This is a genomic window from Pseudomonas sp. RW407 (assembly GCF_003176655.1).
In the GTDB taxonomy this organism is placed as follows: Bacteria; Pseudomonadota; Gammaproteobacteria; order Pseudomonadales; family Pseudomonadaceae; genus Pseudomonas; species Pseudomonas delhiensis.
Genome location: NZ_QGSL01000107.1, coordinates 1411019 through 1433829, shown reverse-complemented (window position 1 = coordinate 1433829; position 22811 = coordinate 1411019). Strand labels below are relative to the sequence as shown.

At 68.0% G+C, this 22811-nt stretch carries 21 protein-coding genes; 14 read left to right on the top strand and 7 right to left on the bottom strand.

Features of this window, described 5'->3' with window-relative positions:
• Positions 1-436 precede the first annotated feature (436 nt).
• A complete protein-coding gene (locus DK254_RS30645) occupies positions 437-1246 on the top strand; it encodes an MOSC domain-containing protein (protein ID WP_109936848.1) in 810 nt (269 codons plus the stop codon).
• 25 nt (positions 1247-1271) lie between these two features.
• Here DK254_RS30645 and DK254_RS30640 read toward each other — a convergent pair whose 3' ends face one another.
• The 3 genes from DK254_RS30640 to DK254_RS30630 all read right to left on the bottom strand — a co-directional run bounded on the left by DK254_RS30640 (position 1272) and on the right by DK254_RS30630 (position 5681).
• Positions 1272-2162, bottom strand: a complete 891-nt coding sequence (locus DK254_RS30640; RefSeq protein WP_109936847.1) for a DUF2950 domain-containing protein — start codon at positions 2160-2162, stop codon at positions 1272-1274.
• A 13-nt stretch (positions 2163-2175) separates the two neighbouring features.
• Complete coding sequence (locus DK254_RS30635) at positions 2176-3627, bottom strand: DUF3300 domain-containing protein (RefSeq protein ID WP_109936846.1); 1452 nt, start codon at positions 3625-3627, stop codon at positions 2176-2178.
• 125 nt (positions 3628-3752) lie between these two features.
• On the bottom strand, positions 3753-5681 hold the full coding sequence (locus DK254_RS30630) for a transglycosylase SLT domain-containing protein (RefSeq protein ID WP_109936845.1): 1929 nt from the start codon (positions 5679-5681) through the stop codon (positions 3753-3755).
• Positions 5682-5877: 196 nt separating this feature from the next.
• On the opposite strand from DK254_RS30630, the gene DK254_RS30625 reads away from it, so the two are divergent.
• Positions 5878-7773, top strand: a complete 1896-nt coding sequence (locus DK254_RS30625) for an ATP-binding cassette domain-containing protein (RefSeq protein ID WP_109936844.1) — start codon at positions 5878-5880, stop codon at positions 7771-7773.
• A gap of 66 nt (positions 7774-7839) precedes the next feature.
• Positions 7840-8523, top strand: coding sequence for a hypothetical protein (locus DK254_RS30620; protein ID WP_109936843.1), 684 nt, complete (start codon positions 7840-7842; stop codon positions 8521-8523).
• A 36-nt stretch (positions 8524-8559) separates the two neighbouring features.
• Here DK254_RS30620 and DK254_RS30615 read toward each other — a convergent pair whose 3' ends face one another.
• On the bottom strand, positions 8560-9000 hold the full coding sequence (locus DK254_RS30615; RefSeq protein WP_043267328.1) for a universal stress protein: 441 nt from the start codon (positions 8998-9000) through the stop codon (positions 8560-8562).
• A gap of 65 nt (positions 9001-9065) precedes the next feature.
• On the opposite strand from DK254_RS30615, the gene DK254_RS30610 reads away from it, so the two are divergent.
• Entirely contained in the window at positions 9066-9503 is a 438-nt protein-coding gene (locus DK254_RS30610; protein WP_089392637.1) for a hypothetical protein, read from the top strand.
• 21 nt (positions 9504-9524) lie between these two features.
• Here DK254_RS30610 and DK254_RS30605 read toward each other — a convergent pair whose 3' ends face one another.
• Positions 9525-10331 (bottom strand): hypothetical protein, encoded by an 807-nt coding sequence (locus DK254_RS30605; protein ID WP_109936842.1) that lies wholly within the window; start codon positions 10329-10331, stop codon positions 9525-9527.
• A gap of 435 nt (positions 10332-10766) precedes the next feature.
• Here DK254_RS30605 and fadB point away from each other — a divergent pair, with 435 nt between their 5' ends.
• The 6 genes from fadB to DK254_RS30575 all read left to right on the top strand — a co-directional run bounded on the left by fadB (position 10767) and on the right by DK254_RS30575 (position 18303).
• Positions 10767-12914 (top strand): fatty acid oxidation complex subunit alpha FadB, encoded by a 2148-nt coding sequence (gene fadB, locus DK254_RS30600; protein ID WP_109936841.1) that lies wholly within the window; start codon positions 10767-10769, stop codon positions 12912-12914.
• Positions 12915-12944: 30 nt separating this feature from the next.
• Positions 12945-14120, top strand: coding sequence for an acetyl-CoA C-acyltransferase FadA (gene fadA, locus DK254_RS30595; protein WP_109936840.1), 1176 nt, complete (start codon positions 12945-12947; stop codon positions 14118-14120).
• Between the two features lie 318 nt (positions 14121-14438).
• On the top strand, positions 14439-14696 hold the full coding sequence (locus tag DK254_RS30590) for a DUF1653 domain-containing protein (protein WP_177412120.1): 258 nt from the start codon (positions 14439-14441) through the stop codon (positions 14694-14696).
• A gap of 96 nt (positions 14697-14792) precedes the next feature.
• Positions 14793-17402: a type I DNA topoisomerase gene (topA, locus tag DK254_RS30585; protein WP_109936839.1), complete on the top strand. Its 2610-nt coding sequence runs from the start codon at positions 14793-14795 to the stop codon at positions 17400-17402.
• A gap of 66 nt (positions 17403-17468) precedes the next feature.
• The gene (locus tag DK254_RS30580; protein WP_109936838.1) at positions 17469-17990 is read left to right on the top strand and encodes a DUF6586 family protein; all 522 of its coding nucleotides are present in this window, start codon (positions 17469-17471) and stop codon (positions 17988-17990) included.
• Between the two features lie 79 nt (positions 17991-18069).
• Positions 18070-18303, top strand: a complete 234-nt coding sequence (locus tag DK254_RS30575) for a hypothetical protein (protein ID WP_009621357.1) — start codon at positions 18070-18072, stop codon at positions 18301-18303.
• Between the two features lie 12 nt (positions 18304-18315).
• Here the strand turns inward: DK254_RS30575 and sulA are convergent, their stop codons facing one another.
• Together sulA and lexA are read right to left on the bottom strand one after the other, a co-directional pair.
• On the bottom strand, positions 18316-18789 hold the full coding sequence (sulA, locus tag DK254_RS30570) for an SOS-induced cell division inhibitor SulA (RefSeq protein ID WP_089392631.1): 474 nt from the start codon (positions 18787-18789) through the stop codon (positions 18316-18318).
• Positions 18790-18800: 11 nt separating this feature from the next.
• A complete protein-coding gene (lexA, locus tag DK254_RS30565) occupies positions 18801-19415 on the bottom strand; it encodes a transcriptional repressor LexA (RefSeq protein WP_109936837.1) in 615 nt (204 codons plus the stop codon).
• Positions 19416-19644: 229 nt separating this feature from the next.
• Between lexA and DK254_RS30560 the strand changes: the two genes are divergently transcribed.
• The 4 genes from DK254_RS30560 to DK254_RS30545 all read left to right on the top strand — a co-directional run bounded on the left by DK254_RS30560 (position 19645) and on the right by DK254_RS30545 (position 22699).
• Positions 19645-20352, top strand: coding sequence for a TetR/AcrR family transcriptional regulator (locus DK254_RS30560; protein ID WP_109936836.1), 708 nt, complete (start codon positions 19645-19647; stop codon positions 20350-20352).
• A gap of 66 nt (positions 20353-20418) precedes the next feature.
• Positions 20419-20943, top strand: coding sequence for a L,D-transpeptidase (locus DK254_RS30555; protein ID WP_109936835.1), 525 nt, complete (start codon positions 20419-20421; stop codon positions 20941-20943).
• Positions 20944-20953: 10 nt separating this feature from the next.
• Positions 20954-21952 carry a beta-N-acetylhexosaminidase gene (gene nagZ, locus DK254_RS30550; RefSeq protein WP_109936834.1) on the top strand — a complete coding sequence of 333 codons (999 nt, stop codon included), beginning with the start codon at positions 20954-20956 and terminating at the stop codon, positions 21950-21952.
• Positions 21953-21961: 9 nt separating this feature from the next.
• Complete coding sequence (locus DK254_RS30545; protein WP_109936833.1) at positions 21962-22699, top strand: S-methyl-5'-thioinosine phosphorylase; 738 nt, start codon at positions 21962-21964, stop codon at positions 22697-22699.
• The last annotated feature ends 112 nt before the right edge of the window (positions 22700-22811 follow it).

Genomic DNA, 22811 nt, shown 5'->3' with positions numbered 1-22811 from the left:
GGCGCACCGGTACCCGGCGGCGGCGGATAACGCCGTAGGCGTTATGCGCCCTACGGGTTGGAAAGAGGCGGCGCAGCCTGCAAGACAGTTGCTCCTACGACCGTGCTTCCCTGGAGCTGTAGGGGCAATTGTCTTGCAGGCCATGTTGAAATGCTCTTCGTAGGAGCGAGCTTGCTCGCGAATGGCGTTTCCCGGCGGCCACGGCGCCTGGGGTTGGCTCCGCCCCTCTCCCCAACCCTCTCCCTGAAGGGAGAGGGGGCTGTCCTGAGCTGGCTGGAGAATCAGGAGTCATCCTGACCCGTAGGACGGACAGAGTCCTACTACGGTTCCAGGACGCATCGCCGTAGGAGCGGACTCCGTCCGCGATGCTCCGATTGCTAGGCGCCGGCCCGCCCCGTATAACGGCTTCTTTGCCCGCAACAAGGAAGCCGCCAGCATGGTCACCCTCAGCGCCCTCTACCGTTACCCGCTCAAGTCCGGGCAGTTCGAGCCTCTGGACAGCATCGGGCTGGACGCCCTCGGTCTGCAGGGCGACCGCCGCTGGATGGTGGTGGAGGCTGCCAACGGGCGCTTCCTCACCCAGCGCCTGCTGCCGCAACTGGGCCGCATCGAGGCGCGCTGGCAGGACGGTGGCCAGGCTCTGCGCCTGCGCGCGCCGGGGATGGAGGACCTGCGGGTGGCGGTGCCGGGCGTGGACGATGCGCTGCGCGGCGTGACCATCTGGCGCGACAGCCTGCAGGTGCCGGACGCCGGCGATGCCGCGGCGGACTGGCTGAGCCGCTTCCTCGGCCGCCCCTGCCGGCTGGTGGAGATTCCCGAGCAGCGCGCCCGGCAGGTGGACACCGCCTATGCCGAGCCGGGCGAGAAGGTGCACTTCGCCGATGGTTTCCCGCTGCTGCTGATGAGCCAGGCCTCGGTGGACGACCTGGCCGCCCGCGTCGGCCAGCCCCTGGAGATGCTGCGCTTCCGCCCCAACCTGGTGGTGGCGGGCAGCGAGCCCTACGCCGAGGATGGCTGGAAGCGCATCCGCATCGGCGCTATCGAGTTCCGCGTGGCCAAGCCCTGCGGCCGCTGCATCCTCACCACCATCGACCCGCACACCGGCGAGCGCGACCCGAACCGCGAACCCCTGGCGACCCTGCTCAAGTACCGCCAGGTGGATGGCGAGGCGCTGTTCGGGCAGAACCTGATCCCCGTCGGCCGCGGCGAGCTGCGCGTGGGCATGCCGGTGGAAGTGCTCGAGTAAACCCGGGCCCGGCCCGGCGCGGGCCTCAGGGGTTGGCGGCGTCCTTCACCTCGGTCCAGCTGCTGTCCGGGTCGAAGCGTTTCATCGCCAGGGCGAGCCTGGCGCTGTCCGGCCCCATGTCTTTCTCGAAGACCTCGCCGTCGTGGCTGATCATGAACGACATCACCCCGCTGTCGCCGTAGCGCGCCGGCCAGGCGACGAGGGCGAAGCCGCGGGTCATGTGGCCGCCGATCCGGTAGTCGTAGGCGCCGCCGGGCGCCGAGGGCCCCTGGGCGGTGAGGATGCGGTAGTGGTAGCCGTGCCATTCGCCCCCGGGCTTGGCGTCGCCGAACAGCGGGCCGAGCGGGCTTTGCTCGACGCCGGGCTGTTCGGCCCAGTACAGGCCGTCGAACTTGCCGTCGCTGCTCTGGAACTTCTGCGCGTATTCGAGCAGGCCGTCGCCGTTGCGGTCGACCGACGCATAGTCCAGTTGCGCGTCGTGGTAGGCCTGCACCGCCTGGATGGTCGCCAGCTCGTTGCGGCCGATACGGCGGTCGCGAATCTCCTCGACGCTGCCCTTGGCGTCGAAGGCCCAGCCCCGCTTGCCGTGCTGCAGCGACAGCGGCAGGGTCCAGCCGTCGTCGCCGACCACCAGGTGGGCGCGGTCGTCGCCATCGTCGTGGATGACGTGCTTCTGCTTGTACAGGGCGAGGAAGGCGTCGACGTCCTTGCGCTCGATGTTCCTGGCCGGGATGTAGGTGCGCCAGTCGTCGCCGAGCAGCGCGGCGAGGCGCCCGGCGTCGGCGTGCTGGGTGCCGAGCGCGGCGACGAAGGCCGCGGCGGCTTCGTCCGGGGTCTTGAACACTTGCTGCGCTTGGGCCAGCGGGGCGAGCAGCGGTAGCAGCGAGAGCAGGGCTATGCGCGGGATACGGGACATGGCGGTGCTCCTCTCAGCGTCTGGAACGGCCGCCGCGCGACAGCGCGGGGGCAGAGCGTTGCACCGGGCGCCCGACATGCTGGGCCTGCGCCCGGCCGGCGCCGATGCTGTTGCGCGAGCTGGCCCGGCTGAGCTGGCCGCGTTCGCTGCTGGCGCGTGCCTGGCGCGGGTTGCGGGCGTCGGCGAAGGCGTTGTTGCGTGGCCCCTGGCTGCCGGCGAAGCGCTCGCGCGCCTGGCGCTGGGACATCAGGTTGTCCGGCGCGCGCTCGCGGGGGCGCGAACTGGCCTGTTCGCGTTGCCGCAGCTTGTTGTCCTGGCGCAGCCCCGGCTCCTGGCGCATCTCGCGGCTGGCGCTCTGGGCGCGCTCGCGGGCCTGGCGGTTGCTGGTGGCCGGGGCTTCCACGCCGTGCTTGGCCAGGCTCTGCCGCGCACGGTCACGCTCGGCGGCGCGCGGGTCCTGGCCGCGCAGGGCGGCGCGCTGGTCGGCGCCGGCCAGGCGGCGGTCGTAGCGCTGCTGGGCGGCCTGGCCGCGGTAGGGCACGCCCTGGCGATAGCTCGGGTTGTGCTGCCAGGTACGCTGGCTGGCGTCGATGCGGCGGTTGACGTTGATGTTGTTGTAGCGGTTCACGTCGATGTCGACGTCGCCGTGGTCCCAGTCGCAATCGCCCCACAGCGAGGCGATGGCCGCCACGCCCACGCCGAACGCCAGCCCGGTCGCAAGGCCGGTGGCGATGGGGTACTGCGGCGGCGGCGGGTAGTAGGTCGGCGGATAGGCCGGCGCCGGCCACTGGCCGTAGACCACGTTGGGGTCGTAGCTGGGCACGTAGACCACCTGCGGGTCGGCGGGCTCGATGATGATGGTCTGCGCCGGCGCCGCCGCTTGCGTCGTGGCACTTGGCGCGGCCTCCTTCACCGAGACCTTCTGCTGCTGGTTGGACGCCAGGGTGCCGGCCGCCTGGGCGCGCTGGCGCAGCTTCTGCACGCTCTGCATCACGTCGTCGGGCTGGGCCAGGAAGGCGTCGCCGACGCGCTGCACCCAGGCCGGGTCCTGGCCCATCAGGTGCAGCACGGCGGGGAAGGCCACCAGCGATTGCACGCTGGGGTCCCAGGGCTGGTCGCCGACCTGGCGCACCGCGTCGTCGCCCTCGACGCCGGGGTGGGCCTTGGACCAGGCCACGGCGTCGGCGACGTTGCCGGGGTAGGTCGCAGCCATCAGCACCTGGGCCAGCAGCGAGTCGGGATAGAGCGCGATGGGCGCGAGCATCTGTTCCAGCTGTTCCGCGTTGAAGACGGCTTCGACCGGCGCTGGCGCTGCGGCTGGCAGGGGCGCAGGCGGCGGTGCTATCTGCTCCGGCGCTGGCGGGTTGTCCGCCGGGGCACCAGGGTCGGCCGCGCAGGCCGGTTGCAGGGACAGACTGGCGAGAGCCAGCACCGCGAAGGTCAGGGTTGTACGGACTGGACGCATGGCGCATCTCCCGCAAGGCGGCGGAAATCACTGGCCGGAGCGGGATGCTCGGGCGCCCCTGCAAGCATAGGCGCCCGGTGGAAATCCGTGAGGGAGGATGCGGCTTGCCGTGGTGGCGGGGCGGCTCAGAGCTCGTCGAAGAAGCGCTCGTGCCAGTCCACCAGCGGCTGCGGCACGCCTATCTTCTGCCCATAGATGACCGAGTAGGACAGCACGTTCTGCACGTACTGGCGGGTCTCGTCGAAGGGAATGCTCTCCACCCAGACGTCGAAGGACAGGTGGCGGGCGTCCTTCAGCCACTGGCGCACGCGCCCCGGGCCTGCGTTGTAGGCGGCGGTGGCGAGCACGCGGTTGCCGTTGAACTGGCCCTGCACCTGGCTGAGGTAGGCGGCGCCGAGGCGGATGTTGAGGTCCGGCACTATCAGCTGCTGCGGCCCGGCCAGGGGAATGCCGAATTTCTTCGAGGTCTCCTTGGCGGTGGCCGGCATCAGCTGCATCAGGCCGGTGGCGCCGACGCCGGAGCGCGCATCGGACATGAAGGCGCTTTCCTGGCGGGTGATGGCGAACACCCAGCTGGGGTGCAGGTCGCGGTTGCGCGCCTCGCGCAGCAGGCTGTCGCGGTGCGCCACCGGGAAGCGGATGTCGAGGTCGTCCCAGTACTGCGCCTGGCTGATGGCACGGATGGCCGGGAAGTACCACTGCATGTCGTAGGCCATGCGGGCCTGGGCCAGCAGTTCGTCGCGGTTGAACACCCGTGCGGCGTAGTACCACTCGCGGCGGGCGCTGATCACGTCGCCGCGGGCGTAGAACTCCAGGGCGCGGCGGGTGCTGGCGGCGTTGCGCACGCGCTGCATCACCTGCGGGCTGATGCTCACCGGGCGGTTGTTCAACTGGTAGGGCGCGTTGATCCGGTCGGCGGCGAGGAAGCCGTAGAAGTCGCGCTCGCGCGCCAGCGGCTGGTACAGCGCCATAGCCTGCGGGTTCTGCGGCTGGGCCAGCTGCAGGGTGCGCGCCTGCCAGTAGCGCCAGCGGTTGGTCTCGGCGAGGTCCTTGGGCAACTGGCGGGTCAACTGGTAGGCGTCTTCCCAGCGGCCCAGGCGCATCAGCAGGCGCAGGCGCCATTCGCTGACGGTGTTGTCGCGCAGCTCGGGGTCGTAGCGGGTCATCAGCGGCAGGGCGCGCGGGTCGTAGCGGCGCGCCAGGCCCAGGCCGATCTGCCGGGCGATGTTGACCTTCTCTTCGCCGGTGAACGGCAGGCTGCTCTCGTAGCCGTCGAGCAGGCCCAGGGCGCGCTCCGGGTCCTGCTTGGCCAGGCGCCGCAGGCCCAGGCCGACGACGTCGGCCATGGCGTGGGTACGCAGGCTGAAGCGTTCGGTCTGGCTCAGCTGGGAAGGGTTCTGCGCGACCTTGACCATCAGCTCGCCGAGGCTGCCGAGGGTCGGCAGGCGCTTGGCGAGGGTGGTGGCCAGGCCGTAGTTGCCTTTCTCGGCCGCCAGCTTCAGGCGCTTCCAGACCATGTCCTCGGTGAGCTGGCCGTCGGCCTGCCAGAGGTCGAACAGGGTGTCGCAGGCGTCGGGTTGCGACTTGCCCACCAGCCACAGCTTCTGCGCGGTCTCGTAGCCGGCGGCCTTCTGCCCGTGGGTGAGCTGGTACTGGCCGTACAGGCAGTCCAGCTCGGTGAAGTTCATCTTCGGGTCGTAATAGTCGAGGAAGGTCTTCCAGTCCTGGCGGTCGGCCAACTGGCGCAGCCAGCGCAGTTTCAGCCAGTTGATCTGCGGCAGGTCGCCGTGCTCGGTGAGGAAGCCCTCGATCTCGGCGTCGCTGGCGCTTTTCAGGCGGTTGGTCAGGTCGTCGTAGCCCAGGTAGGGTTCCAGCGGATAATCCGCCAGGGCCTGGCGGTAGCGCAGGTAGGGGCCGTTGTCGTTGCGCGCCAGGGCGGCCTTGGCCTCGTCGTACATCTGCCGCTGCTGTTGCAGCGGGGCGGCGTGCGCCGGCGCAGCGCTGGTCAGGGTGAGGATCAGGCAGGAGAACAAAAGTGAAAGGCGACCGCGCATGACTGTTCCGCAATGGTGATTCGTGGCGCAGTCTCACCGGCGCCGATAGGCACAAGCTTAGCCTGTTGCGCGGCGGCGGCGGAAGCGTCGCGGGGCTACCGTCGGGCACAAAAGATGTCAGCCGCGGCGCCCGCGCAAGGCTCTGACTTTTTTCGAGTTTCCCTTACACTGCGGCCCCAGTTTCCGGAGATGCCCCATGACCCTGCTGAAGTTCACCGATGTATCCCTCGCCTTTGGCACCACGCCGCTCCTGGACAAGGTGTCCTGGCAGATCGAGAAGGGCGAGCGGGTCTGCATCATCGGTCGCAACGGCACCGGCAAGTCGAGCATGCTCAAGCTGGTCAAGGGCGAGCAGATGCCCGACGACGGCGCCATCTGGCGCGCCCCGGCGCTGAAGATCGGCGAGCTGCCCCAGGAACTGCCGGTGGCCGACGAGCGCACGGTCTACGACGTGGTCGCCGAGGGCCTGGCCGAGGTCGGCGAGCTGCTCAGCCGCTACCACCACCTGAGCCTGCACATCCAGAGCGAGGACGACCTGACCCAGCTGGCGCGCGTCCAACAGGCGCTGGAGGCCCGCGACGGCTGGCGTCTGCAGCAGTTGGTGGAAACCACCCTCACGCGCCTGCAACTGCCGGCCGACAAGACCCTCGCCGAGCTCTCCGGCGGCTGGCGCCGCCGCGTGCTGCTGGCCCAGGCGCTGGTGGCCGAGCCGGACCTGCTGCTGCTGGACGAGCCGACCAACCACCTGGACATCGGCGCCATCGCCTGGCTGGAAGAGGCGCTGTCCGGCTTCCAGGGCGCGGTGCTGTTCATCACCCACGACCGCGCCTTCCTGCAGGCCGTGGCCAACCGCATCCTCGAACTGGACCGCGGCCACCTGATCGACTGGAAGGGCGACTACGCCAGCTTCCTGGTGCACAAGGAGCAGCAACTGGCGGCCGAAGAGGCGGCCAACGCGCTGTTCGACAAGCGCCTGGCCCAGGAGGAAGTGTGGATCCGCCAGGGCATCAAGGCCCGGCGTACCCGCAACGAGGGCCGCGTGCGCGCGCTCAAGGCCATGCGCAACGAGCGCGCCGAGCGCCGCGAGCGCACCGGCAAGGCCAGCTTCCAGCTGGAGACGGCGGAGAAGTCCGGCAAGCAGGTGATAGTCGCCGAGAAGGTCGGCTTCGCCCACCCCGGCGGCGAGCCGCTGATCCGCGATTTCTCCCTGGTGCTGCAGCGCGGCGACCGCATCGGCCTGCTGGGCGCCAACGGCACCGGCAAGACCTCGCTGCTCAAGCTGCTGCTGGGCGACCTGCAGCCCACCAGCGGCAGCATCAAGGAAGGCACGCGCCTGGAAGTGGCCTATTTCGACCAGTTGCGTCACCAGCTGGAGCCGGAAAAGACCGTCATCGACAACATCGCCGAAGGCCGCGAGTTCATCACCATCAACGGCCAGAACCGCCACGTACTCAGCTACCTGGGCGACTTCCTGTTCACCCCGCAGCGCGCCCGCACCCCGGTCAAGGCGCTGTCCGGCGGCGAACGGGCACGTCTGTTGCTGGCCAAGCTGTTCAGCAAGCCGGCCAACCTGCTGGTGCTGGACGAACCGACCAACGACCTGGACGTGGAAACCCTGGAGCTGCTGGAAGAGGTGCTGCTGAGCTTCGATGGCACCGTGCTGATGGTCAGCCACGACCGGGAGTTCCTCGACAACGTGGTGACCAGCACCCTGGTCTTCGAAGGCGAGGGCCGTGTGCGCGAGTTCGTCGGCGGCTACAACGACTGGCTGCGCCAGGGCGGTTCGCCGCGCCTGCTGGGCGTGGGCGAGGAGAAGGCGGCGAAGCCCGCCGCCGAGCCCGCCCCGCAGGCAGCGGCGGCGCCGGAGGCGGCGAAGAAGAAGCTCAGCTACAAGCTGCAGCGCGAGCTGGAGGCCATCCCCGGGCAGATCGATGCCCTGGAGGCCGAGCTGGCTGGCGTGCAGGGGGAAATCTCGGCGCCCAGCTTCTACCAGCGCCCGGCGGAGGAGACCCGCGTGGTGCTGGAGCGCCTGGACAGACTGCAGGCCGAACTGGACCGGCTGATCGAGCGCTGGGCCGAACTGGAAGAGTGACCCGCCCTGTCGGGAAGGTGCCCGGGGGCTGCCGCCGTGGCGGCGATCGGCGAGTTGGGGAAGGGCATGACAATCGAGTACCGCATCAATCTGGATGACGAGCAGGGCTTCAGCTACCGCATCGAGCTGGAGCGCGGCTCCGACGGCGAGCGGGCCGCCGGGGCGCCGGCGTGGACGCGCCTGGGGCACAACCAGTGCAGCAACTGCCCGCTGTCCCGCGAGCAGCACCGCTACTGCCCGGCGGCGGTGGACTTGCACCGGGTGATCGAGGACTTCCGCGGCCTGCCTGCGCTGAAGAAGGTGGACGTGCTGGTGCGCACCCCCGAGCGCGAGTACCACAAGCAGGTCGGCCTGGAGGAGGGCCTGCGGGCGCTGCTGGGGGTGATCATGGCCACCAGCGCCTGCCCGCTGCTCGGGCGCCTCAAGCCGATGGCCCAGCAGCACCTGCCGTTCGCCAGCAACCAGGAGTTCATCACCCGCGCGGTGTCGCTGTACCTGATGCGCCAGTACTTCAACTACCGCGAGGGGCGGCACGCCGACTGGGAACTGAAGGGGCTGGTGCGCCTGTACCAGCAGCTGCAGCTGGTCAACCAGGCGTTCTGGCAGCGCATCCACGACACCTGCGTGGGCGACTCCAACCTCAAGGCCTTCCTCAGCTTCTTCTCCATGTCCTCGAGCATGAGCTACTCGCTGGAGGCGCAGCTGCAGAAGGTTCGCCCGGCGTTGATGAGCGGGGGGGAAGTGTTCTGAACCCGGGCGCCCGCCGCGGCGGGCGCCCGGTCTGTCTCACTCGGTCTTCTGCAGGCGCACCGCCAGCACGTCGCAGGGCGCGCCGTGCAGCACGTCGTTGGCGGTGGAGCCCAGCAGCAGGGCCAGGCCGTGGCGGCCATGGCTGCCGACGATGATCAGGTCGCAGCCCTGTTCCTTGGCCAGGCGGTGGATTTCCTGGCGCGGCTGGCCGTAGACCAGGTGGCTCTGGGCGATGGACACCTGCGGGTAGCAGAGGGTGAACTGGTGCATGCGCTCCTTGGCCTGGTCGAACTGCTGTTGCTGCAGCATCGACAGGTCCATCGGCACGTCGCCACCGAAGGCCATGGCCATGGGCTCGACCACATGCACGGTGGAGAGCTGCGCCTGGGTGCTGGAGGCCAGCGCCACGGCGCGCTTCATCACCGGGTCGCATTCGTCGGTGAGGTCCACGGCGACCAGGATGTGTTGGTAGGGCATGAGCGTCTCCTCCGGGGGACAGTTATGAATGCAAGTATGGCCCTTCGGGCCGGGGTATACCTGATATGACAGTCTGGTGGTCGATCCTGCTCCTGGCGCTGGTGCTCAGCCCGCTGGCCTGGCTGATGCCCTCGCGCGGGCAGCGCGGGCAGATGGACCTGCGCCTGCAGGCGCGGCGCCTGGGGTTGGCCATGCAGATGGCGCGCCAGGAGTGGCCGCACTGGCTGGAGCGGCAGCCGCCGCAGAGCTGCGCGCAGTACCACCGAGGGCGCAGCCGCGGGCGCACGGACGAGTGGCGCTACTGGCAGAGCGCGCCGGGCGTCTGGCTGGACCGCTGGCGCGAGCCCTGCGGCGATGCGCAGCTGCTCGCCGACCTGGCGACGCTGCCGGGCGACGTGTACATGGTCGAGGCTTCGGCGCAGTTCATCGCCCTGTACTGGGGCGAGCGCGGCGACGCCAGCCACCTGCAGCGCATCGCCGAGTTCCTTTCCCGGCGCGCCTGAGCGCCGTAGCGCTGCCCTCATTCAGAGCTGCGCCGCGGCATACAGGCCCGAGACCTGCTCCAGGTCGGCGATGATGCCGTCGGAGTACTTGTCGATGAGGAAGGGCACGTTGCTCTGCGCCGCGCTCTGCAGCGATTTCTCGATGAACCGCCACTTGGTGGAGATGGCCCGCAGCTCGCGGCCGATCTCCGGGCTGGTCTGCGGCGCCTGCTGCAGCTGCAGCAGGTTGATGGCGAAGCGGTTGGTCAGGTCGTCCAGGGCCTGCTGGTCCTCGCTGCGCACCGGGTTGGCGCCCACCGAGGCGTTGCGCGACACGTAGTTCCAGGTGATCGACTGCATCAGCAGGCTCTGCTCGCGGCTCTGCTGGGTGAGCGGCGGCACCTGCTGGCCGCTGTCCTTCTGGATGCCGTCGTAGAGCTGTTCGGCGGTATCCAGCAACTGGCTGTTGCGGCTGGCCAGGTCGCCCAGGGGCTGGAAGTCGTTGTAGCCGTTCTGCTTCTGCGCCTGCAGTTGCTGCTGCAGGGCCTGGCGGTAGCCGTCCCATTGTTCCTGCAGCTTGCTCCTGAGCTGCGCCGAGGCGCTGCCGGGCATCTGCCCCAGGCGTTCCAGGGCGGCGCCGGCGTCGGCCGTCGAGCTGGCCACCAGGCCCGCGTAGCGCGGGTCGCCGGCCATGGCGTTGAGCAGGAACAGGTCGCTCAGGCTGCGCTGGGCGGCCAGGCGCATCTGGTGCAGCGCCAGCAGGTCGCCGGCGGGCTCGGCGTGGGCCAGCAGGGGCAGGACGGACAGTACGAACAGGGACAACAGGCGGGCCAGCGGTCGGCATGGCATGGGCGCGTCTCCTTGGGGCCGTGGGGCTTCTTCTTGTTCTTCGCGATGCTCGGCGACAAGCGATTCGCCGGACTCTAACCCGCGTCCGGGCGTTTTGCCAACGGCGGGGCTGGCCCCAGGCCAGCCAGCGGCGCGGCACGCCATGGTTTTAGTGAATGTTGCGCGAGAACGCCGCTGAATGCGGCGAACCAGAGGCCTTTCGGACGGTTCTCCGCGATTGACAAGCGCAGGCTTTTCGAAGAAGGTGTGCACACCCGAATCAAACGGGCGTATGAATCGAGCGTTTGCTGCGTACGAACGGTCGAACAAAGGCCCCGACTATCGCATCGGCGGGTGTGCCGCAGGCTTTGGGACTATGCTCCGCGACTGCGGAAGGGTCCCGATACACGGCGTCCGATGCGTGAGTTCAAGCTTCCCTAGCGTGGAGATCAGTTGATGATTTACCAAGGTAAAGCCATCACGGTTAAGGCTCTTGAGAGCGGCATCGTCGAGCTGAATTTCGACCTCAAGGGCGAGTCCGTCAATAAATTCAACCGGCTCACCCTGAACGAACTGCGTGAAGCAGTCGATGCGATCAAGGCCGATGCGTCCGTCAAGGGCGTGATCGTGACCAGCGGCAAAGGCGTGTTCATCGTCGGCGCCGATATCACCGAATTCGTCGACAACTTCAAGCTGCCCGACGAAGAGCTGCTGGCCGGCAACCTCGACGCCAACAAGATCTTCAGCGCCTTCGAGGACCTCGAGGTCCCGACCGTCGCCGCGATCAACGGCATCGCCCTGGGCGGCGGCCTGGAAATGTGCCTGGCCGCGGACTTCCGCGTGATGAGCGCGACCGCCAAGATCGGCCTGCCGGAAGTCAAGCTGGGCATCTACCCGGGCTTCGGCGGCACCGTGCGCCTGCCGCGCGTGATCGGCGTGGACAACGCCGTGGAGTGGATCGCCTCGGGCAAGGAAAACCGTGCCGAGGACGCCCTGAAAGTCGGCGCCGTAGACGCCGTGGTCGCCCCCGAGCAGCTGCAGGCCGCGGCCCTCGACCTGGTCAAGCGCGCCATCGCCGGCGAGCTGGACCACAAGGCCCGCCGCCAGCCCAAGCTGGAAAAGATCAAGCTCAACGCCATCGAGCAGATGATGGCCTTCGAGACCGCCAAGGGCTTCGTCGCCGGCCAGGCCGGCCCGAACTACCCGGCCCCGGTGGAAGCCATCAAGTCGATCCAGAAAGCCGCCAACTTCGGCCGTGACAAGGCGCTGGAAGTCGAGGCCCAGGGCTTCGTCAAGCTGGCCAAGACCTCGGTTGCCGAAAGCCTGATCGGCCTGTTCCTGAACGACCAGGAACTGAAGAAGAAAGCCAAGCAGTACGATGAAGTCGCCAGGGACGTGAAACTGGCCGCCGTGCTCGGCGCCGGCATCATGGGCGGCGGCATCGCCTACCAGTCGGCGGTCAAGGGCACCCCGATCCTGATGAAGGATATCCGCGAAGAGGGTATCCAGATGGGCCTGGCCGAGGCCTCCAAGCTGCTCGGCAAGCGCGTCGAGAAGGGCCGCCTGACCCCGGCCAAGATGGCTGAGGCGCTGAACGCCATTCGCCCGACCATGTCCTACGGCGACTTCGGCAACGTCGACATCGTCGTCGAAGCCGTGGTCGAGAACCCGAAGGTCAAGCAGATCGTGCTGGCCGAGGTGGAAGGTGTGGTCAAGGAGGACGCGATCCTCGCCTCCAACACCTCGACCATCTCCATCAGCCTGCTGGCCAAGGCCCTGAAGCGCCCGGAAAACTTCGTCGGCATGCACTTCTTCAACCCGGTGCACATGATGCCGCTGGTTGAGGTCATCCGTGGCGAGAAGTCCGGTGACGTCGCCGTCGCCACCACCGTGGCCTACGCCAAGAAGATGGGCAAGAACCCCATCGTGGTGAATGACTGCCCCGGCTTCCTGGTCAACCGCGTGCTGTTCCCGTACTTCGGCGGCTTCTCCAAGCTGCTGGGCTTCGGCGTCGACTTCGCGCGCATCGACAAGGTCATGGAGAAGTTCGGCTGGCCCATGGGCCCGGCCTACCTGTCCGACGTGGTCGGCATCGACACCGGCCACCATGGCCGCGACGTGATGGCCGAAGGCTTCCCGGACCGCATGGCGGTCGAGGGCCGCACCGCGGTCGACGTCATGTACGAGGCCAACCGCCTGGGCCAGAAGAACGGCAAGGGCTTCTACGCCTACGAGACCGACAAGCGCGGCAAGCCGAAGAAAGTCAGCGACCCGCAGGCCTACGAACTGCTCAAGTCGATCGTCAGCGAGCAGCGTGAGCTGTCCGACGAGGACATCATCAACTACATGATGATCCCGCTGTGCCTGGAAACCGTACGCTGCCTGGAAGACGGCATCGTCGAGAGCGCTGCCGAGGCCGACATGGGCCTGATCTACGGCATCGGCTTCCCGCCCTTCCGTGGCGGTGCGCTGCGCTACATCGACTCCATCGGCGTGGCCGAATTCGTCGCCCTGGCCGACAAGTACGCCGACCTTGGCCCGCTGTACCACCCGACCGCGAAGCTGCGTGAAATGGCCAAGAACGGCCAGCAGTTCTTCGGTTGAGTGCGCAACGAATAGAGCGAGAGTGAATTTATGAGCCTGAATCCGAGAGACGCTGTCATTGTCGACTTCGGCCGCACCCCGATGGGGCGTTCCAAGGGCGGCATGCACCGCAACACCCGCGCGGAGACCCTGTCCGCGAACCTGATCAGCAAGGTGCTGGAGCGCAACCCGCTGGTCGACCCGGCGGAAGTCGAGGACGTGATCTGGGGCTGCGTCAACCAGACCCTGGAGCAGGGCTGGAACATCGCCCGCATGGCCTCGCTGATGACCCAGATCCCCCACACCAGCGCCGGCCAGACCGTCAGCCGCCTGTGCGGCTCGTCGATGAGCGCCCTGCACACCGCCGTGCAGGCGATCCAGACCGGCAACGGCGACGTCTTCGTCATCGGCGGCGTGGAGCACATGGGCCACGTCGGCATGATGCACGGCGTCGACCCGAACCCGCACCTGTCGCTGTACGCCGCCAAGGCCTCCGGCATGATGGGCCTGACCGCGGAGATGCTGGGCAAGATGCACGGCATCACCCGCGAAGCCCAGGACAAGTTCGGCGTGCGTTCGCACCAGCTGGCGTGGAAGGCCACCCAGGAAGGCAAGTTCAAGGACGAGATCATCCCGATGGAAGGGTATGACGAGAACGGCTTCCTGAAGGTCTTCGACTTCGACGAGACCATTCGTCCGGAAACCACCCTGGAAGGCCTGGCCTCGCTGAAGCCGGCGTTCAACCCGAAAGGCGGCACCGTGACCGCGGGGACTTCCTCGCAGATCACCGACGGCGCTTCCTGCATGATCGTCATGAGCGCCCAGCGCGCCAAGGACCTGGGCATCCAGCCGATGGCCGTGGTCCGCGCCATGGCCGTGGCCGGTGTCGATCCGGCGATCATGGGCTACGGCCCGGTTCCGTCGACCAACAAGGCGCTCAAGCGCGCCGGCCTGACCATCGCCGACATCGACTTCGTCGAGCTCAACGAAGCCTTCGCCGCCCAGGCCCTGCCGGTGCTGAAGGACCTCAAGCTGCTCGACAAGATGGACGAGAAGGTCAACCTGCATGGCGGCGCCATCGCCCTGGGCCACCCGTTCGGCTGCTCCGGTGCGCGTATTTCCGGCACCCTGCTGAACGTGATGAAGCAGAACGGCGGCACCCTGGGCGTGTCCACCATGTGCGTGGGCCTCGGTCAGGGAATCACCACCATCTTCGAACGCGTCTAAGAACCTGCCCACGATCTGCTGCGCGTCGGCATAACTGCGTTAAAAACAGGCGAGCAATGCTCATTTAGTGGACTAAACTGCGCTTCCTCGCCTATTTGACTCGCTGCGCTCGCCCTTCGGGCCAGCCTTCGGCTGTTACTCCCGTTGGTCGTTGCGCCTTGTTCTGCGCTGCTCGCGAGATCGTGAACAGATTCTAAGCTTTTGCGGGTGGACGAGCCGGGGCCCTGTGCCCCGGCTTTCGTTTTTCCGGAACGGGGGATTGCCTGGCGCGCCCCGGCACCGGAGAATCGCGGCTTTTTTCGTCGAGGAGGGCAGCGTATGGAACTGCAGACCGGCCTGTACCGTCACTACAAGGGCCAGCACTACCGCGTGCTGGGCGTGGCGCGGCATTCGGAGAGCGAGGAGACCCTGGTGGTCTACCAGGCGCTGTACGGCGAATTCGGCCTGTGGGTACGCCCGCTGGGCATGTTCACCGAAGCGGTGGAGGTGGACGGCGAGCTGGTTCCGCGCTTTGCTCTGGTAACGCCCGAATCCGACCCGCTGGGATTGACCCAGGTCGGTTCCAGGGAATCCTGAGCTTGACCTTGGACGGACCGCCACTATATATAGCGGTGCCGTTCCGGGCGCCTCCCTCCTTATATTCACCTTCTCGAAGCAGGAATCTTCCGATCCATGGGTAAATCGCTGGTCATCGTGGAATCACCGGCCAAGGCCAAGACCATCAACAAGTACCTGGGCAACCAGTACGTGGTGAAGTCGAGCATCGGCCACATTCGCGACCTGCCCACCAGCGGATCGTCCAGCGCCAAGGAGCCGGCCGCGGCCAAGGCTCGCAAGAGCGCCGCCGAAGCCCCTGCGCTGTCGCCGAAGGAAAAGGCCAAGCGCCAGCTGTTCACCCGCATGGGGGTGGACCCGGAGCATGGCTGGAAGGCCAAGTACGAGATCCTGCCCGGTAAGGAGAAGGTGATCGACGAACTGCGCCGCCTGGCCAAGGATGCCGACACCATCTACCTCGCAACCGACTTGGACCGCGAAGGGGAGGCCATCGCCTGGCACCTGCGCGAGGCCATCGGCGGCGACGACAGCCGCTACAAGCGCGTGGTCTTCAACGAGATCACCAAGAAGGCCATCCAGGAGGCCTTCTCGCAGCCCGGCGAGCTGGACATCAACCGCGTCAACGCCCAGCAGGCGCGGCGCTTCCTCGACCGCGTGGTGGGCTACATGGTCTCGCCGCTGCTGTGGTCCAAGATCGCCCGCGGCCTGTCCGCCGGCCGCGTGCAGTCGGTGGCGGTGAAGCTGGTGGTGGAGCGTGAGCGCGAGATCCGCGCCTTCGTCCCCGAGGAATACTGGGAAATCCACGCTGACCTGAACACCCCGCGCGGCGAGAAGGCCCGCTTCGAAGTGGTGCGCGAAAAGGGCGAAGCCTTCAAGCCGCTGAACGAAGCCCAGGCCATGGCCGCCCTGGAGAAGCTCAAGGCCTCCAGCTACAGCGTGGCCAAGCGCGAGGACAAGCCGACCTCCAGCCGGCCCTCGGCGCCCTTCATCACCTCGACCCTGCAGCAGGCTGCGAGCAACCGCCTGGGCTTCGGTGTGAAGAAGACCATGATGATGGCCCAGCGCCTCTACGAGGCCGGCTACATCACCTACATGCGTACCGACTCGACCAACCTGTCGGCCGACGCCATCGATATGGTGCGCGGCTTCATCGATGGCGAGTTCGGCAAGAAATACCTGCCGGCCAAGCCGAACTTCTATTCCAGCAAGGAAGGCGCCCAGGAGGCGCACGAAGCGATTCGTCCGTCCGACGTCAACCTGCGCCCGACCCAGCTGTCGGGCATGGAGCGCGACGCCGAGCGCCTCTACGACCTGATCTGGCGCCAGTTCGTGGCCTGCCAGATGCCGCCGGCCGAATACCTGTCCACCACCGTCAGCGTCGCCGCCGGTGACTTCGAGCTGCGCGCCAAGGGCCGCATCCTCAAGTTCGACGGCTACACCAGGGTGCTGCCGCAGCAGAACAAGCCGGGCGAGGACGACGTGCTGCCGGACATGGCCCAGGGCGAGGCGATGAAGCTGCTCAAGCTCGACCCCAGCCAGCACTTCACCAAGCCGCCGGCGCGTTATTCCGAAGCCAGCCTGGTCAAGGAGCTGGAGAAGCGCGGCATCGGCCGCCCATCGACCTACGCGGCGATCATTTCGACCATCCAGGAACGCGGCTACGTCACCACCCACAACCGCCGCTTCTACGCCGAGAAGATGGGCGACATCGTCACCGACCGCCTCAACGAGAGCTTCTCCAACCTGATGGACTACGGCTTCACCGCCGGCATGGAAGAGCATCTGGACGACGTGGCCCAGGGCGAGCGCGACTGGAAGCACCTGCTCGACGAGTTCTACGGCGACTTCAAGAAGAAGCTCGAGGTGGCCGAGGTCAGCGACAAGGGCATGCGCGCCAACCAGCCGACCCTGACCAGCATCCCCTGCCGCGAGTGCGGCCGGCCGATGATGATCCGCACCGCCTCCACCGGCGTGTTCCTCGGCTGCTCCGGCTACAGCCTGCCGCCGAAGGAGCGCTGCAAGGCGACCATCAACCTCATCCCCGGCGACGAGATCGCCGCGGACGACGAGGGCGAGTCCGAGTCCCGCGTGCTGCGCGGCAAGCACCGCTGCCCGATCTGCAGCACGGCGATGGACGCCTACCTGCTGGACGAGAAGCACAAGCTGCACATCTGCGGCAACAACCCGGACTGCCCGGGCTACGAGATCGAGGAAGGCCAGTACCGCATCAAGGGCTACGAGGGCCCGAGCCTGGAATGCGACAAGTGCGGCAGCCAGATGCAGCTCAAGACCGGCCGCTTCGGCAAGTTCTTCGGTTGCACCAACCCGACCTGCAAGAACACCCGCAAGCTGCTGAAGAATGGCGAGCCGGCACCGCCGAAGATGGACGCCATCCGCATGCCCGAGCTCAAGTGCGAGAAGGTCGACGACGTCTACGTGCTGCGCGACGGCGCTTCCGGCCTGTTCCTGGCCGCCAGCCAGTTCCCCAAGAACCGCGAGACCCGCGCGCCCCTGGTGAGCGAACTGGTGCCGCACAAGGACGAGCTGGATCCGAAGTACCACTTCCTGCTCGCTGCGCCGCAGAAGGACCCGGACGGCCGCCCGGCGGTGATCCGCTTCAGCCGCAAGACCAAGGAGCAGTACGTGCAGTCCGAGGTGGACGGCAAGCCCACCGGCTGGCGCGCCTTCTTCGACGGCGGCAAGTGGAAGGTCGAGGACAAGCGCTGATGGGCGGCGCGCCCCGCGCAGGCGGGGCGCGCATATACTGCCGAGTGACCGCATGAGGGCGCGCTGATGGCTCAGGAACTCTACACCCGCACCAACCAGAAGCTGTATTTCGCCGGCCTGGCCCTGGAAGCCTGGCGCAAGGCGGAAGAGACGCGGCCGATGAACGCCCAGGCGCAGGTCCAGGCCGAGCGCGAGGCGGCGTTGTTCCACCTGTACGGCGCGGTGCTGGGCGTGGCCCACGAGATCGCCGGCTACTACCGCCTGCCCGAGGCCAATGCGCCGCGCGTCGAACTGCTGCTCAACGCCGAGGTGCTGGCGGCCTCGCCGAGCCCGGAACTGGCCGAGCTGGTGGAACTGGCGCAGCAGCCGGAAACCTGGCTGGCGCAATTGCTGGCCGCCTACGCCGAACTGTTCCAGCCGCCGCGCGAGCCGCGCAAGGCCAAGGTCGACCCGACCCAGCCGCTGATCCAGGCCGTCAGTCTGGACGACGAGGCGCCGCAGGCCCTGGGCAATGCCGAGCTGGAAGCCTGGCGCAAGTCGCTGAAGGAAATGGTGCTGCGTTTCCGCGGGGCACTGACCGAGCTCTGATGCAAGCCGTAGGTCGGCGGGCTAGGGTAGGGCGGTCATCGCTGTTACAATGGCCGTTCTGCTGTGAGAGAACCTAGCCATGCCGACCTCATTCCTGGAAATCGTTGAACTGCCCGATGGCCGCATCGTACTGCGCCGCGCGGAGGACGAGGAGGCGCTGGTGACCCTGGAGTTCTCCAACGACGCCAAGGGCTTCCTGCAGGGCCAGCACATCGAGATCGCCAAGGCGATGTTCAACGTCGGCGTGCAACTGGCCGGCCGCCTCGCCGAAGGTGGCGAGGTCGAGCAGGACGGCCCGCGCGTCCTGCACTGATTCCCTTCCTTTCTACCCCAGACGGATATTCAGGCTCTGCGCCTGCCCGGCGAGTGCCGCGCGGGACAGTTGCGCGCGCGTCCGGCCGTTGAGCGCCGGCAGCCAACTGACCACCGTGTGGCTGTGGCCCAGGCGCAGCGCCTCGCAGGCCAGGCTCAGGGCGGACGCCTGGTCGCGGGCCGGCAGCAGCAGGATGCGCTCGCGGTTCAGCCCGGCCTTGCGCAGCCAGTCGTGGGTGAGGCTGGCCGGCGGGGCGATCAGCGTCAGCCAGCGGGCATCCTGTTCTTCGCTGAGTTCGCGCAGGATGGGCGCCAGCAGGCTTTGGCAGTGGCCCGGCAGGCCGCGCAGCGACAGTTCGCTGAAGGCTTCGTCCTCGGCGGTGTCCGGTTCCGCCAACTGAGCCAGCAGGGGCTCTTCGGCGTTGGCCCAGAGCGCTTCCTGGAACAGCGGCAGTTGGGGCAGGTCCAGCGGCTGGGGATACTGCATGGTGCCTCCTGTCAGCGGCGGATGACGCCGACGCTCAAGCCTTCGATGATCAGTTCCTGTTCCTCGAGGTCGACCTCGATGGGGGCGAACTCGGGGTTCTCGGCGAGCAGCCAGACCTTGCTGCCCTCGCGCTTGAAGCGCTTCACCGTGACTTCCTCGCCGAGGCGGGCGACGACGATCTGGCCGTTGCGCGCCTCGCGGGTGACGTGCACGGCGAGCAGGTCGCCGTCGAGGATGCCGACGTCCTTCATGCTCTGCCCGCGTACGCGCAGCAGGTAGTCGGCGCGCGGGTTGAAGAAGGTCGGGTTGATGCGGCAGGCGTCCTCGACGTTCTGCTCGGCGAGGATCGGCGCGCCGGCGGCGACGCGGCCGATGATCGGCAGCTCGTCCTCGTTGGCCGCGGCCTTGGGTTCGAAGCCGGGAATGCGGATGCCGCGCGAGGCGCCCGGGGTCATCTCGATGGCGCCCTTGCGGGCCAGGGCCTTGAGGTGCTCCTCGGCGGCGTTGGGCGACTTGAAGCCGAGCTCCTGGGCGATCTCGGCGCGCGTGGGCGGGTAGCCGTTGTCTTCCAGGCAACGCTTGATGAAGGCGAGGATCTCGGCTTGGCGCGGCGTCAGCTTCTGCATGTCCCTACTCTGTCTTTTTGTACAGTTGCTGGAATTATATACAGTGGTCGGCCGCTGGCAACGAATTATTTCGTCGGGCGGGGTGGTAATTCGGCGGATTCGGCCAACGTCCCGCTGGTATCGTTCGTCGTATTGCCTGAAAATCCGCAACAATCCCCCGTGCCAGGCTTGACAATGGATTGCTGTGAAACGTAAGTTTCAAACAAGTGTTTGTCAGGTGGATTCATCCATGGCCCAGTCGGAAACCGTCGAACGTATCCTCGATGCTGCGGAGCAGCTGTTCGCGGAAAAAGGCTTCGCCGAGACCTCGTTGCGTCTGATCACCAGCAAGGCCGGGGTCAACCTGGCGGCGGTGAACTACCACTTCGGCTCGAAGAAGGCGCTGATCCAGGCGGTCTTCTCGCGCTTCCTCGGGCCCTTCTGCGCCAGCCTGGAAAAGGAACTGGACCGTCGCCAGGCCAAGCCCGACGGGCCACGCGCCAGCCTCGAGGAACTGCTCGAACTGCTGGTGGTGCAGGCCATGGCGGTGAAGCCGCGCAGCGGCAACGACCTGTCTATCTTCATGCGCCTGCTGGGCCTGGCCTTCAGCCAGAGCCAGGGGCACCTGCGCAAGTACCTCGAGGAAGTCTACGGCAAGGTGTTCCGCCGCTACATGCAGCTGGTGAACGAGGCCGCGCCGCGGCTGCCGCCCATCGAGCTGTTCTGGCGCGTGCACTTCATGCTCGGCGCCGCCGCCTTCAGCATGTCGGGGATCAAGGCGCTGCGCGCCATGGCCGAGACCGACTTCGGGGTGAACACCTCCATCGAGCAGGTGATGCGCCTGATGGTGCCCTTCCTCGCTGCCGGCATGCGCGCCGACAGCGGGGTGAGCGACCCGTCCCTGGCCGGCGCCCAGCTCAAGCCGCGCAGCAAGGCCCCGGCACCGGCCAAGGTCTGACCGCGCTGGGCCTGCCCCGGCCGATCGGCTAAAGTAGCGGGCCATTCCTGCTGTCGCTGGCGGACGATGCCCGATCTCGACCTGCTGCACATTTCCCTTGCCGACCAGACGCTCTACGGCTTCGCCGAGCAGCGCCTGGTGCTGCGCCTGCCGGTCTCCACCGCGCGCAACGGCGCCGGCGAGCGCCAGGGCTCCGGCTGCACGCCCCGCGGCCTGCACCAGGTGCGGGCGAAGATCGGCGAGGGCCTGCCGTGCGGCGCGGTGCTGCGCGGCCGGCGCTGGACCGGCGAGGTCTGGAGCCAGGCGCTGCACGAGCAGTTTCCCGGGCGCGACTGGATCCTCACCCGCATCCTCTGGCTGAGCGGCTGCGAGCCCGGCGTCAACCGCCTGGGCGAAGTGGATACCTTCCGTCGCTACATCTACCTGCACGGCACGCCGGACTGCGAACCCATGGGCGTGCCGCTGTCCCATGGCTGCGTGCGGCTGCGCAACGCCGACCTGCTGCAACTTTTCCCGCGCGTGCCGCTGCACTGCCGCGTGCTTCTCGACGAAGCGCCGCAGCCGCAGTGGCGCACGGCCGAACCCTGTTAAGGATTTCCCCATGCAAGGCTCCCTGATGCTCGACATCGGCGGCACCTGGCTCACCGCCGAGGACCGCCGGATCCTGCGCCACCCCGAAGTGGGCGGGCTGATCATCTTCGCCCGCAACATCGAATGCCCGCGCCAGGTGCGCGAACTCTGCGCGGCCATCCGCGCCCTGCGCCCGGACCTGCTGCTGGCGGTGGACCAGGAGGGCGGCCGCGTGCAGCGCCTGCGCCAGGGCTTCCTGCGCCTGCCGGCGATGCGCGCCATCGCCGACAACGCCAATGCCGAGCGCCTGGCCGAGCAGTGCGGCTGGCTGATGGCCACCGAGGTGCTGGCGGTGGGCCTGGACCTGAGCTTCGCCCCGGTGCTGGACCTGGACCACCAGCGCAGCGCCGTGGTCGGCAGCCGCGCCTTCGAGGGCGACCCCGAGCGGGCCACGCGCCTGGCCGGCGCCTTCATCCGCGGCATGCACGCCGCCGGCATGGCCGCCACCGGCAAGCACTTCCCCGGCCACGGCTGGGCCGAGGTGGATTCCCACGTGGGCATTCCCGAAGACGAGCGCAGCCTCGACGAGATCCGCCGCAGCGACCTGGTGCCCTTCCAGCGCCTGGCCGGCGAGCTGGACGCGGTGATGCCCGCCCACGTCATCTACCCGCAGGTGGATGCCGGCCCCGCCGGTTTCTCGCGGCGCTGGCTGCAGGACATCCTGCGCGGCGAGCTGGGCTTCGACGGGGTGATCTTCAGCGACGACCTGTCCATGGCCGGCGCCCACGTGGTGGGCGACGCCGCCAGCCGCATCCAGGCCGCGCTCAAGGCCGGCTGCGACATGGGCCTGGTGTGCAACGACCGTGGCGCCGCCGAGCTGGCCCTGGGCGCGTTGCAGCGCCTGAAGGCGAAAGCGCCCGAGCGCCTGGCGCGGATGCGCGCCAAGGCCTGGCCGGGCATCGAGTACAAGCAGCTGCCGCGCTGGCAGCAGGCCGTGGGCGAACTGCGCGCGGCACAACTGATCGACTGAGGATTCGCCATGACCGTCTACGCCATCATCGGCGGCACCGGCCTGACCCAGCTGGAAGGCCTGACCCTGAAGGACTCGCTGAACCTGGACACGCCCTACGGCGCGCCCTCGGCGCCCATCCAGCGCGGCGAGTACGCTGGCCGCGAGGTGCTGTTCCTGGCCCGCCACGGCCACCCGCACCGCGTCCCGCCGCACCAGGTGAACTACCGCGCCAACCTCTGGGCGCTGCAGCAGGCCGGCGCCCAGGCGGTGCTGGCGGTCAACGCCGTGGGCGGCATCCACGCCGCCATGGGCAGCGGCCACCTCTGCGTGCCGCACCAGATCATCGACTACACCTACGGTCGCGAGCACACCTACTTCGCCGGCGACATCGATCACGTCACCCACATCGACTTCAGCCATCCCTACGACGAGGGCCTGCGGCAGAAGCTGGTGGCGGCGCTGCAGGCGCTGGGCCACCCGCACAGCAGCCACGGCGTCTACGCCGCGACTCAGGGCCCGCGCCTGGAAACCGTGGCGGAAATCGCCAGGCTGGAGCGCGACGGCTGCGACATCGTCGGCATGACCGGCATGCCGGAAGCCGCCCTGGCCCGTGAGCTGGACCTGCCCTATGCCTGCCTGTCGCTGGTGGTCAACCCGGCGGCCGGCAAGTCCAGCGGCATCATCACCATGGCCGAGATCGAGCAGGCCCTGCATGAGGGCATCGGCAAGGTGCGCGAGGTGCTGGCGCGGGTGCTGGCGGGCTGACGGGCCTGCCGCCGCGAATCGCGCCGGGGCGTTCGGTTATCGCAGACAGAGTCCGCTCCTACGTCCGTGCTCGACCGTAGGGCGAATAACCGTTCGCGGTTATCCGCCGTTA